The following is a 12,337-nucleotide window of genomic DNA, read 5'->3' on the forward strand; positions in this document are numbered from 1 at the left end:
TATGTAGTTTCCGCCTCGTTGAGGCGGCATGGAGGGTCAAATCTCCATTCAAGTGACCGGACGTGACCGCTTTTGCCTTCAAAATGTGTCCGTGTTCACGCTGATGGAAATTGTGCAAGGGCGGACGATGCGATCAAATAGGCAGCTGACGAACAAGGAATGAGCGGGGCGGTGTTGATGCAGCAGGTCCTGAGCGTGGCGCAAATGGGAGAGGCCGACCGGCGGACGATCGCCGCCGGTGTGCCGGGAATTGACCTCATGGAAGCGGCCGGTCGTGGTGTCGCTGAAGAGGTCTGTGCCGAATACGGGCCGGAGTGCCGGGTCCTGGTGTTGGCAGGGCCGGGCAACAATGGCGGCGACGGGTTCGTGATCGCGCGCATTCTGGAGGAGCGCGGTTACAGGGTCGTCGTGGGGCTTCTGAGCGCACCGGAGCGGCTGAAGGGCGACGCGCTGGTGGCATTCGAAAAGATGTCCGGCGCGGCGGAGCCCGCGCAGGCGGCGCAGGTGCGCGAGGCTGATGTCATCGTGGATGCGCTGTTCGGCGCGGGGCTTGATCGGCCGCTCGAAGGCGCCGTTGTCGAGTTGGTTGAAGCAGTCAATGCGCGTCGGCGCGCAGGCGCCAGGGTCGTGGCTGTTGATCTGCCAAGCGGAGTGTCCGGTGACACCGGTGCGATTCTCGCTAATGCCGCGGGCGGGATTGCCATCGAGGCGGATGTCACGGTCACCTTCTGCCGCCTGAAGCCCGGCCATCTGCTTTTCCCCGGCCGTGCGCTGTGCGGTGATGTGCGGGTTGTGGATATCGGCATACCGGATCGGGTTGTGGAGGATGTGGCGGGGGCGGTGCCACCTCTTTCTCTCAACGGGCCGGACCTGTGGCGGGCCGCGTGGCGCGTACCGGGTGCGAGGGATCACAAATATACGCGCGGGCACGTGGTTGTCGCGGGTGGGCCGGTGCATGCCACAGGCGCGGCGCGGCTGTCGGCGGGCGCTGCCTTGCGTATCGGCGCTGGGCTTGTGACGCTCGCTTCTCCCTCACAGGCGGTGGCGGTGAACGCGGCCCATCTGACGGCGGTGATGATCCGGCCCGTCGACGATGCGGATGGTTTTTCCGCCTTGTTGGCCGATGAGCGTCTGAACGCGGTGGTCGCCGGTCCGGGCTTTGGGGTGGGCGAGCCGATGCGCGCGCTTGTTTTGGCGGTTCTTGCGGGAGAAAGCGCGCGCCGTGCCGTGGTGCTGGATGCTGACGCGCTGACGAGTTTTGCCGCTGATCCGCAGGCTCTTTTTGGTGCGATCCGGGCAAGCCGGTGCCGTGATGTGGTTCTGACCCCGCATGAGGGAGAATTCACCCGGCTCTTTCCCGGATTGTCCGACACCTCGTTATCGCGCGTGTGGCGCGCGCGTGAAGCGGCGCGGATCAGCGGTGCGGCGGTCCTGCTCAAGGGGGCGGATACGGTTGTCGCCGATCCGGATGGACGGGCGACAATCTGCAACAATGCGCCGGGCTGGCTGGCGAGCGCGGGGTCTGGAGACGTGCTGGCCGGAATCATCGCCGGGCTCCTGGCGCAGGGCTTAAGCGGATTCGATGCGGCGGCCATGGGAGCATGGTGTCACGGCGAAGCGGGCAGGGTTGCGGGGGCCGGTCTGATCGCGGAAGATCTCGCGCCGAGCCTGAAGCCAGTGATTGCGCGGCTTGCCGCCGATTGTGACGGCAAGTCGAAGGACAATTGACTTCACCGCTCTTGTATGGGAGTACGTCGCCGCCGATGCGGCTGTGGCGGAATTGGTAGACGCGCTTGGTTTAGGTCCAAGTGTCCCTGACGTGGGGGTTCGAGTCCCTCCAGCCGCACCATGGCCCGATTTCGGACGTTCCGTGTCGGTTGTTCCGTGTTGATCCGGGCTTTGCCCGGCCGATGTGCGGCCCGCTCGGAAGAAGTGTTGCTGGTCTGCCGACAGGTTCGGCACAGGTTCGGCACATAGTTGAATAGTTGAAGGCTCTTTGCCAGTTGAAGGCCTTTGCCCGTTTATCGAACGGTCATCTCTACGAACGCCGGGAACGCGGTGTTCCAGATCGAGGACGAAGAATACAACCATGCAGGTAACCGAAACCCTGTCGGACGGGCTGAAGCGGGAGCTCAAGGTCGTCATCCCGGCCGATGATATCGCTGGTCGGCTGGACACTTATCTCGAAGACCTGAAGTCCAAGGTCCGTATCAAAGGTTTCCGCCCCGGCAAGGTCCCGACCGCGCACATGAAGCGGCTCTACGGGCGCCAGGCGATGGCCGAGATCGTTTCCACCATGCTCAACGAGACCACGACCAAGGTCGTGGATGAGCGCAAGGAACGCCCCGCGCTGCAGCCCGAAATCAATCTTTCGGATGAAGATGCGGAGAAGGTGCTCGCGGGTGAGATCGATCTCTCCTACACCATGTCCTACGAAGTGCTGCCGTCCTTCGAGATCGGCGCGTTCGACGACATCGAGATCGAACGCCCGATCGTCGAGATTTCCGACGAAGGCGTGATGGAGCAGGTCGAGCAGATCGCCGAATCCAACCGTCCGTTCGCGCCCAAGGAAGGCAAGTCCGTGAAGGCGGAGAACGGCGACCGCGTGACCATGTCCTATGTGGGCAAGATCGATGGCGAACCGTTTGAGGGCGGCGCCGACGAGAACGGTCAGCTGGTGCTGGGCTCCGGTCGCTTCATCCCCGGCTTCGAAGATCAGCTCGTGGGCGTGAAGAAGGGCGACGAGACCGTCGTCACCGTCAAGTTCCCGGATGACTATCACGCTGATTTCCTGGCCGGCAAGGAAGCCACCTTCGATGTCACCGTGAAGGACATCGAGGCTCCGGGCGAGCTGGTGGTCGATGATGAATTCGCCAAGGGTCTTGGCCTTGAATCCCTCGACAAGCTGAAGGAAATCATCCGCGGCCAGATCGAGAGCCAGTTTGGTCAGGCGACCCGCACGAAGGTCAAGCGCCAGCTTCTCGACAAGCTGGACGAGCGCTATGACTTCCCGTTGCCGGAAAAACTCGTGGAAAACGAGTTCGACAACATCTGGCGTCAGGTGCTGGCTGACATGGAACGCGCCGGCAAGTCCTTCGAGGACGAAGGCGCCGACGAGGAGGCCACCAAGGCCGACTACATGAAGATCGCCCAGCGCCGCGTGCGCCTCGGTCTGGTTCTTTCCGAAATCGGCGAGACCAACAAGATCCAGGTCTCCGATGAGGAGCTGCAGCGCGCCATGTACGAGCAGGTGCGTCAGTATCCGGGCCAGGAGCAGCAGGTCTTCGAATATTTCCAGAAGAACCCGGCCGCGCTGGCCGGCCTGCGCGCCCCGATCTATGAAGACAAGGTCGTCGATTATCTGCTGGAGCTGGCCAAGGTCACCGACAAGGTCGTGACCAAGGAAGACCTGCTGAAGGCCGACGAGGACGAGGATGAGGCCGCTGAGGCCTGATCTTTCCCCAATGTGGGCAGTTCCCTGAAAACGGGGACGTCCGGACGTTTCGTGCCCCGCCTGTCAGATCGACAGGCGGGGCATTCGTCTGTCGGGGGAGGACGTTTCATTGCCGAGAAATCCTTGATCCGGCGAAACGAAATCCTATTTGACCACCAGGCTTGCGAGGGGTGGGAGCCGCAACTCGCGGCAGGCAAGTCTGTCCTTTTCGGTGCGCGCTTCGTTAAGGATAAGGGGCTATCTTCGCATCCGGCCCGATCACAGGGTATGATCGACTCTTTCGGGCCGCGGCATCATCCCCTATGTATTGGGTGCCCTGCTGCGACTCGTGAAGCCTGTTTGCGTGGCGCGGCAGACCGAATTTTGGTGCGCTCGTGAGAAGCGCCGAGTGATGGACCACACATGAAAGATCCCGTCGATTTCTACATGAGCACGCTGGTTCCGATGGTCGTGGAACAGACCAATCGCGGCGAACGCTCGTATGACATTTTCTCCCGTCTGCTGAAGGAACGCATCATCTTCATCACGGGCGGTGTCGAAGACCACATGGCGACGCTGGTATGTGCCCAGCTGCTGTTCCTTGAGGCGGAGAACCCGACCAAGGAAATCGCCATCTACATCAATTCGCCCGGTGGCCTCGTCACCGCCGGCCTGGCGATCTATGACACGATGCAGTTCGTGCGTCCGGAGATCTCCACGCTGTGCATCGGTCAGGCCGCCTCGATGGGGTCGCTGCTGCTGGCAGCCGGTGCGCCCGGTTCGCGCTATGCGCTGCCGAATGCGCGCGTGATGGTGCATCAGCCCTCCGGCGGGTTCCGCGGTCAGGCCTCCGACATCATCCTGCATGCGCAGGAGATTCTCAGCCTGAAGCGTCGCCTGAACGAGATCTACGTGAAGCATACCGGGCGTGAGCTTGCCGACATTGAAGAAGCGCTGGAACGCGACAACTTCATGACGGCCGACATGGCCAAGGAATTCGGCATCATCGACAAGGTCATCGCCGACCGGACGTCGCTCGCCGATGAGGATGAAAGCTGATATCGCTCCGCGGAGGCGGGCCCTGGGCCCGTCTTGCGGTGAAGGATCGATGGTCGTTGCCGCGCGTCCCTATGGGCGCAATCTTGCCGGCTTAAGCGAATATTGATTTTTCCGATGGAAGCATGGTTGGATCCGTTGGAACGCAGCGTCATGATTGGGCGCTCCGGTGGGTCTGAAAAATTATAAGTCAATCGGCCTGGGGCTGTCGGCATAAAGGTGCCGCAAAGCCGTGCTGATTCAAGCGGAGGCAGTGTGCCTCCGAACGATGCGGGGTTGATCGAATGAGCAAGACCAGCGGCAGCGACACGAAGAACACACTCTACTGCTCGTTCTGCGGAAAGAGCCAGCATGAGGTGCGCAAACTCATCGCCGGCCCGACGGTCTTCATCTGCGACGAATGCGTGGAACTTTGCATGGACATCATTCGCGAGGAGAACAAGTCCTCGCTGGTGAAGTCGCGCGAGGGCATTCCCACGCCGCAGGAAATCCGCCAGGTCCTGGACGACTACGTGATTGGCCAGTTCGAGGCCAAGAAGGTGCTGTCCGTCGCCGTGCACAACCACTACAAGCGGTTGAGCCACGCGGCAAAGAACAATGACGTCGAACTCGCCAAGTCGAACATCCTGCTCGTTGGCCCGACGGGCTGCGGCAAGACCCTGCTTGCGCAGACGCTGGCGCGGATTCTCGATGTGCCCTTCACGATGGCCGATGCGACCACGCTCACCGAAGCCGGCTATGTCGGCGAGGACGTGGAGAACATCATCCTGAAGCTGCTGCAGTCGGCCGACTACAATGTCGAGCGTGCGCAGCGCGGCATCGTCTACATCGATGAGGTCGACAAGATCTCGCGCAAGTCGGACAACCCCTCGATCACGCGCGACGTGTCGGGCGAGGGCGTCCAGCAGGCTCTGCTGAAGATCATGGAAGGCACGGTCGCCGCCGTTCCGCCGCAGGGCGGGCGAAAGCATCCCCAGCAGGAATTCCTGCAGGTGGATACGACCAACATCCTGTTCATCTGCGGCGGCGCCTTTGCGGGTCTCGACAAGATCATTTCCGATCGTGGAACGAAGACCTCCATCGGCTTCAAGGCCAAGGTGAAGGCGCCGGACGAGCAGAAGACGGGCGAACTGTTCCGCCTGCTGGAACCGGAAGACCTGTTGAAATTCGGCCTCATTCCCGAGTTTGTCGGTCGACTGCCGGTCATCGCGACGCTGGAGGATCTCGACGAGGATGCCCTCATCCAGATCCTGACGGAGCCGAAGAACGCGCTGGTGAAGCAGTATGCGCGGCTTTTCGAGATGGAAGACGTTGAACTGACCTTCCACGACGACGCGCTGCGCGCGGTCGCCCGCAAGGCGATCGAACGCAAGACGGGTGCGCGCGGCCTGCGTTCGATTCTGGAGGCCATCCTGCTCGACACCATGTTCGAGCTTCCCGGCCTCAAGGACGTCAAGCAGGTGGCGATTTCCGCCGAAGTCGTCGAGGGCAAGGCACAGCCGCTCTACATCTACGAAGACAGGGCGGAGTCGTCGGCCACCTCCGCCTGATCGCGAGGCGTCGCCTGTTCCGATTGCCCATCTTCGCACGGCAGTCCAAATCTTTACGGGGGAGGGAGGCGTCCCAGCCTTGACACCTCCCCCCCGGCTCGCCACCTAATGATTGAGCCAGCGGCCAGGGATTGCGACGGCTGCCTTTTGAAGGGGCTGTTGCAGTTGGCTTGAAGATATCCGTTCCGGCACATCCGACAGCGCGCAAGGTTGTCGTTTTGTCGTCCCGCCATGGCGGGAGGGCGTGTCAGGTTCGGTAGCCGCAAGACGTGTCCCCACGCATTCCTGCCTGTGCCGGGACACTGACAGAGAGGACAAGAAATGAACGACCTCGAAACGCGGGCGGGAGGGGCCGGCTCGAACGTCTACCCCGTTCTGCCGCTCCGGGACATCGTCGTCTTTCCGCACATGATCGTGCCGCTCTTCGTTGGGCGGGAGAAGTCCATTCGCGCGCTGGAGGAGGTGATGCGGGCGGACAAGCAGATCCTGCTTGCCACCCAGAAGAACGCCTCTGACGACGATCCTGAAGCCTCGCAGATCTATGAGATCGGTACGCTTGCCACCGTGCTGCAGCTGCTGAAGCTGCCGGACGGCACCGTGAAGGTGCTCGTGGAAGGCGGCGGACGCGCCCAGATCACCTCATTCACCGACCGCTCCGACCTCTATGAGGCGAGCGCGGATGCCTTGCCGGAAGAGCTTGGCGAGGCGGTGGAGGTTGAGGCGCTGGCCCGCTCTGTGGTCAGCGAGTTCGAAAACTACGTCAAGCTGAACAAGAAGGTTTCGCCCGATGTCATCGGTGCGGCCAGCCAGATCGAGGATTACGCCAAGCTCGCGGACACGATCGCGTCGCATCTTGCGATCAAGATCCCGGAAAAGCAGGCCATTCTCGCCATCACCTCCGTGCCGGAACGGCTGGAGCGCGTGCTGTCGCTGATGGAGAGCGAGATCTCTGTTCTGCAGGTGGAAAAGCGCATCCGCTCGCGCGTCAAGCGCCAGATGGAGAAGACCCAGCGCGAGTACTACCTCAACGAGCAGATGAAGGCGATCCAGAAGGAGCTGGGCGACGGCGAGGAAGGCCGTGACGAGCTGGCCGAGCTGGAAGACAAGATCGAGAAGACCAAGCTCTCCAAGGAGGCCCGCGAAAAGGCGCAGGCCGAGATGAAGAAGCTGCGCCAGATGAGCCCGATGTCGGCGGAAGCGACCGTCGTGCGCAACTATCTGGACTGGATGCTCTCCATTCCGTGGGGCAAGAAGTCCCGCGTGAAGAACGATCTCGCCTATGCCGAGAAGCTGCTCGATTCGGAGCACTATGGCCTTGAGAAGGTCAAGGAGCGCATTGTCGAGTACCTTGCGGTGCAGCAGCGCGCCAACAAGCTGAAGGGGCCCATCCTGTGCCTTGTCGGCCCTCCGGGCGTCGGCAAGACCTCGCTCGGCCAGTCCATCGCCAAGGCGACGGGCCGTGAATTCGTGCGCGTGTCGCTTGGCGGCGTGCGTGACGAGGCCGAGATCCGTGGTCACCGCCGCACCTATATCGGCTCGATGCCCGGCAAGGTCATCCAGTCGATGCGCAAGGCGAAGAAGTCCAACCCGCTTTTCCTTCTCGACGAGATCGACAAGATGGGCATGGATTTCCGCGGCGACCCGTCTTCGGCCCTGCTTGAGGTGCTGGATCCGGAACAGAACTCCACCTTCATGGATCACTACCTGGAGGTTGAGTACGATCTGTCCAACGTGATGTTCGTGACCACGGCCAACACGCTGAACATTCCGGGCCCGCTGATGGACCGCATGGAGATCATTCGCATCGCCGGGTACACCGAGGATGAGAAGGTCGAGATTGCGCGCCGTCACCTGCTGCCGAAGTCGGAAAAGAACCACGGCCTGAAGAAGGGCGAGTTCGAGATCACCGACGATGCACTGCGGACGCTGATCCGCCGCTACACCCGCGAGGCAGGCGTTCGTAACCTTGAGCGCGAGCTGTCCACGGTGTCGCGCAAGGCGGTCAAGTCGCTGATCATGGACAAGAAGACCGAGATCCGCGTGACCGATGACAACCTTGAGGACTTCCTCGGTGTGCCGCGCTATCGCCACGGCGAGGCGGAGCGCGAGGATCAGGTCGGTGTCGTGACCGGTCTTGCCTGGACGGAAGTGGGCGGCGAGCTGCTGACCATCGAAGGCGTCATGATGCCCGGCAAGGGCAAGATGACGGTGACGGGCAACCTGCGCGACGTGATGAAGGAATCCATTTCCGCTGCCGCATCCTATGTGCGTTCGCGGGCGGTGGATTTCGGCATCGAGCCGCCGCTCTTCGACAAGCGCGACATTCACGTGCACGTGCCGGAAGGGGCGACGCCGAAGGACGGTCCGTCTGCCGGTATCGCCATGGGTACCGCGGTGGTGTCGATCATGACCGGCATCCCGGTCCGCAAGGACGTGGCGATGACGGGCGAGATCACGCTGCGCGGTCGCGTTTTGCCGATCGGCGGGCTCAAGGAGAAGCTCCTTGCGGCGCTGCGCGGTGGCATCAAGCGTGTGCTCATTCCGGAAGAAAACGCCAAGGATCTGGCGGATATCCCGGAAAACGTGAAGAGCGGGATGGAAATCATTCCCGTTTCGCAGATGAGCGAAGTGCTTGAGCATGCCCTGGTGCGCACACCGGAGCCGATCGAATGGGATGCGGACGAGGCGGATCGCAAGGCCGCGGCGGCCAAGGCCGTTGCCGAGGATGAAGCCTCCGGGCTGACCGCCCACTAGGGTTGGGCCAGGTCGCATAGGGCGATCATCCGGACAAGGCGGTGCGGTTGTGCTCCTTTTCGCCGGACGAAGACAAGGGCAGGGCGATTTCGATCGCCCTGCCTTTTTTATAGGGAATCGGAGGGGCTGAGGCGCAGCGGGTAAGGGACGGAATCCGCGACGGAACAGAGGCTTCAAATGGCTTGTTTGTGGGGTTGAGGGCCGATTCCGCCGGGCGTGTTCAGGCCGTGGAAATGACCAGATTTCGCCACAATCTGTGCTTGTCCGGCTGAATTACGGGCAATATCCCCAAAATCATCGTCAAAATCCCGGAAAACTGGCGGAATTCCGCGAAATTCTCTTGCGTTGGGGAGCGTTTCACCGGAGTGTCGCTCGCGCGGATCCTAGCGCGAATCGACGGCGATCCGCCATTTGCATGAAAGGAACTGCTATGAACAAGAATGATCTCGTGGCGGCGGTTGCCGAGAAGAGCGGTCTGTCCAAGGCTCAGGCTGGCGAGGCTGTTGACGCGACCTTTGCCGCGATTACCGAGACGCTCAAGGGTGGTGACGAAGTGCGCATCATCGGGTTCGGTAACTTCCTCGTTTCCGAGCGCGCAGCGACCGAGGGCCGTAACCCGCGCACCGGCGACCCGATCCAGATCCCGGCGTCCAAGACGCCGAAGTTCAAGGCCGGCAAGGGCCTGAAGGACGCGGTCAACTCCTGATCGTTTCCTGCTTGTCTGAAAAGCCCCGTCGCGCGCAAAGCCGACGGGGCTTTTTTGTATCTCGAAGTCTGCGCCATTTAGGGGCGCAGGCGCAGGCGTTGCGGGGCCAGGGTCTGGGCATCTGTCCACATGCGGATGGGGGCGGGGTGGCTCTACCGTCTTGCATTCTGGCAGCTTTGCCCTTAAACGGTGCCACGCTGTGAAGGGATCAGACTGGTCCCGGTCCAGCAGATCGCACCGGCTTTGACCGGCGTGTGAAAAGGGCGGTTAGCTCAGTTGGTAGAGCGCCTCGTTTACACCGAGGATGTCGGGAGTTCGAGTCTCTCACCGCCCACCATTTCTTTGTCGTTGATTTCATTGCATAAACCCGTTTCATTGGGTTTCCGGCGCTCCAACTGGTACACAGCGCTGGTGCACAATGAGTCTTCTTCCCATGCCTTCCCCCACCCAGTTCGGAAATGTCTGGTATCTGCGCGTTCGCGTTCCGTCTGACCTTAGACAGGCCGCAAATGGCCGCGTGGTGTCCCTTCCTGTCGATGGAGCGCCACGCCGCGCAACTATCCGGGATTTCGTCAAAGTCTCGTTGCGAACGTCTGACCGGCAAGTAGCCAAGGCGCGCTTCAGCGAAGCCCACGCTGCGCTTCAGGGTTTCTGGCAGACGCTGCGGAGTGGTCCGAAGCCGCTCAGCCACAAGCAGATAATGGCGCTGGCGGGGACGCTTCGTCAGGGGTTTATCGATGCCTTCGATGAAAATCCCGGCGCTCCGGAGATATGGAAGAACGTGCTCAAGGTGAATCGCGCGGCTCGGGAGGGGCGTCTTGAACCGCTGCGCATTGTTCTCGACAAGGACAAGGAGAAGCAACGCGCGTTGGACATGGACCGGCGATGCGGCGAGTTGGTGGACGGGGTTCTGGCGGGGCAGGGCATCGTGACGACGCCGGAAAGCCGTAGCCAGCTTATTGAGCGGTGCATTCTCAGTCTCTCCGAAGCCGCGCGGGTGAACCTCGCAAAGGCCAAGGGGGACTATTCAGAGGATGAAGGAGCAGGGAAGTATCCTGAGTTCATCTCGCCCGGTGATCAGACTCCTGTGGCCGTTTCTGCCCCGTCTTTGACCTTTGAGGGCGTGATAGACAAGGAGGTTAAGCGCCGTGCTTCCGGCATGACTGCGCTTCCCTTGAGAAGGGCGACCGAGAAGAAGTACCGCACGGCAGCGAGTGAGTTTGTGGCCTTCCGGGGAGACGATGCAGTCAGCACCGTGACGGCCAAGGAGGCCGATGCGTGGCTTCAATCCATGCTCGATGCTGAGCTGCTATCGAACAACACGATTTCGCAACGCCTTCAGAACCTGCGGACGGTGGTCGAGTGGGCGCGGAGGCGCAGTCTTGGCGATCTGTTCCCGGCAGGAAACCCGCTCTCCATTGTCGAGCCGCCCTCCTATCAGACCGTTCCGAGTGCGGAGAGGGCGTTCACGCTCGCAGAGGCGCGAAAGGTGCTTGAAGCTGCGCGTCTCGAAACCTCGCCTGACAAGCGGTGGCTGCCTTGGCTCTGCGCCTATTCCGGCGCGCGTATCAATGAGGTGGCGCAGTTGACCGCTGCGGACTTCTTTCAGGTGGACGGCCAGTGGTTTTATCGGCTGACCACAATGGGGGGAAAGACGCTCAAGACAGCCGGTAGCGAACGCCGTGTGCCTGTGCATCCCGACCTTGAGCGGGAGGGCTTGATTGCCTTCGTGACGGGCTTGAAGGGCAAGCCGGCGAAACGGATTTTCTCGACTAGAGCGCAAGGCAATGTTGCTGAGTGGATCAGGGGAAAGCTTGGCATAACCCGTGCCGAACTCGCCCCGAACCACGGCTGGCGGCACCTGTTCGAGGACGTGTGTGTCGTCGGCGGGGTGCTGGATGCTGCGCGCAACTACATCACCGGGCGTGTGACGGGCGAATCCGGGGAAGGCTACGGCAGGAGCGAGGCGCTGCTACCGGGCCTTATGCGCGAGATGAGGAAGGTTCCTTCGTATTTGAACGCTTGATAGTCAAATAGGACGGAGCGGGCTGATTTGACCATTCGTTCCGAACATTTTTGCCATATGGCGATGTCTGTCTGTGTGTTGGGATAGTGGGAAAACGAAATGGCCCCCAGCGCGGGCAACGTCAGGGGCCGAGTGGTGGGAGATGTGGGACGGCTAGACGGCGAAGAGGATTGCTCCGACTTCGTCGCGGGCTATTTCCATCTGTCGTCTGGCGATGCGGTCTGCCTGTTCGTTCATAGGATCTCCGGCATGGCTCTTGACCCAATTCCAAGTGATCCGCTTGCCCTTCGTGGCGGCGACAATGGCTTGCCATAGGTCGACGTTCTGGACGGGCTTTCCCTGGGCCGTTCGCCAGCCGCGACCGATCCAGTCTTGAAGCCATCGAGTTATGCCGTTGGCCACAAGGTCATTGTCGGAATAGATGTGGATTGGCTGCGGTTCAGCGGGTTTCAGGAATTCCAGCGCCTTGAGGACGGCGATCATCTCCATTCGGACACTGGTCGTCTCTCGCGGTTCAAACCCTTTGATGATCTTCCGCTTAAGTTGGGTCTTGCCGTCCATGCGGCGAAGCACGGCGGCGTATCCACCGGGTCCCGGATTGGGGGAGCAGGAACCGTCCGTGTGGATCGTGATGTGTTGCGCAGTTTCGTGATGTGTCATTCGGGTCTTTTCAGTTCGGATTGTCGGAAATGTGCCCTCTCGCCTTATGGGCCTCACTAAGGGGGAGTGAGGTGGATAGATAAGGTTATGGTGCGGCGAGGGGGGCGTGTGCGAAGCCAGCCTTGATCAGGGGCAAGACTGACGAGGGCAGA

Annotated in this window: 8 protein-coding genes and 2 tRNA genes; 9 read left to right on the forward strand and 1 reads right to left on the reverse strand. The window is 61.4% G+C overall.

Features of this window, described 5'->3' with window-relative positions; all coding sequences use genetic code 11:
• Positions 1-159 precede the first annotated feature (159 nt).
• The 9 genes from ABGM93_RS02785 to ABGM93_RS02825 all read left to right on the forward strand — a co-directional run bounded on the left by ABGM93_RS02785 (position 160) and on the right by ABGM93_RS02825 (position 11,525).
• Positions 160-1,728 carry an NAD(P)H-hydrate dehydratase gene (locus tag ABGM93_RS02785; protein WP_321503276.1) on the forward strand — a complete coding sequence of 523 codons (1,569 nt, stop codon included), beginning with the start codon at positions 160-162 and terminating at the stop codon, positions 1,726-1,728.
• A 37-nt stretch (positions 1,729-1,765) separates the two neighbouring features.
• Positions 1,766-1,849 (forward strand) — tRNA-Leu (locus ABGM93_RS02790).
• Between the two features lie 240 nt (positions 1,850-2,089).
• On the forward strand, positions 2,090-3,454 hold the full coding sequence (tig, locus tag ABGM93_RS02795; protein ID WP_321503278.1) for a trigger factor: 1,365 nt from the start codon (positions 2,090-2,092) through the stop codon (positions 3,452-3,454).
• Between the two features lie 402 nt (positions 3,455-3,856).
• On the forward strand, positions 3,857-4,492 hold the full coding sequence (locus tag ABGM93_RS02800) for an ATP-dependent Clp protease proteolytic subunit (protein WP_321503280.1): 636 nt from the start codon (positions 3,857-3,859) through the stop codon (positions 4,490-4,492).
• A 281-nt stretch (positions 4,493-4,773) separates the two neighbouring features.
• Positions 4,774-6,039 (forward strand): ATP-dependent Clp protease ATP-binding subunit ClpX, encoded by a 1,266-nt coding sequence (gene clpX / locus ABGM93_RS02805; protein ID WP_321503282.1) that lies wholly within the window; start codon positions 4,774-4,776, stop codon positions 6,037-6,039.
• Between the two features lie 321 nt (positions 6,040-6,360).
• Entirely contained in the window at positions 6,361-8,793 is a 2,433-nt protein-coding gene (gene lon / locus ABGM93_RS02810) for an endopeptidase La (protein WP_321503284.1), read from the forward strand.
• 430 nt (positions 8,794-9,223) lie between these two features.
• Positions 9,224-9,499 carry an HU family DNA-binding protein gene (locus ABGM93_RS02815; protein ID WP_319773366.1) on the forward strand — a complete coding sequence of 92 codons (276 nt, stop codon included), beginning with the start codon at positions 9,224-9,226 and terminating at the stop codon, positions 9,497-9,499.
• A gap of 261 nt (positions 9,500-9,760) precedes the next feature.
• Positions 9,761-9,836 (forward strand) — tRNA-Val (locus ABGM93_RS02820).
• Positions 9,837-9,932: 96 nt separating this feature from the next.
• On the forward strand, positions 9,933-11,525 hold the full coding sequence (locus ABGM93_RS02825) for a DUF6538 domain-containing protein (RefSeq protein WP_321503286.1): 1,593 nt from the start codon (positions 9,933-9,935) through the stop codon (positions 11,523-11,525).
• Positions 11,526-11,678: 153 nt separating this feature from the next.
• On the opposite strand, the gene rnhA is transcribed toward ABGM93_RS02825, so the two are convergent.
• Positions 11,679-12,185: a ribonuclease HI gene (gene rnhA / locus ABGM93_RS02830; protein WP_321503288.1), complete on the reverse strand. Its 507-nt coding sequence runs from the start codon at positions 12,183-12,185 to the stop codon at positions 11,679-11,681.
• Positions 12,186-12,337 lie beyond the last annotated feature (152 nt).

The sequence above is a fragment of the Breoghania sp. genome (assembly GCF_963674635.1).
GTDB lineage: Bacteria > Pseudomonadota > Alphaproteobacteria > Rhizobiales > Stappiaceae > Breoghania.

Bases quoted from the DNA above. Each gene is read 5' to 3' on its own strand.
- lon (WP_321503284.1), top strand. From the start codon at position 6,361: ATGAACGACCTCGAAACGCGGGCGGGAGGGGCCGGCTCGAACGTCTAC.
- ABGM93_RS02785 (WP_321503276.1), top strand. From the start codon at position 160: ATGAGCGGGGCGGTGTTGATGCAGCAGGTCCTGAGCGTGGCGCAAATG.
- tig (WP_321503278.1), top strand. From the start codon at position 2,090: ATGCAGGTAACCGAAACCCTGTCGGACGGGCTGAAGCGGGAGCTCAAG.
- ABGM93_RS02800 (WP_321503280.1), top strand. From the start codon at position 3,857: ATGAAAGATCCCGTCGATTTCTACATGAGCACGCTGGTTCCGATGGTC.
- ABGM93_RS02825 (WP_321503286.1), top strand. From the start codon at position 9,933: ATGCCTTCCCCCACCCAGTTCGGAAATGTCTGGTATCTGCGCGTTCGC.
- rnhA (WP_321503288.1), bottom strand. From the start codon at position 12,185: ATGACACATCACGAAACTGCGCAACACATCACGATCCACACGGACGGT.
- clpX (WP_321503282.1), top strand. From the start codon at position 4,774: ATGAGCAAGACCAGCGGCAGCGACACGAAGAACACACTCTACTGCTCG.
- ABGM93_RS02815 (WP_319773366.1), top strand. From the start codon at position 9,224: ATGAACAAGAATGATCTCGTGGCGGCGGTTGCCGAGAAGAGCGGTCTG.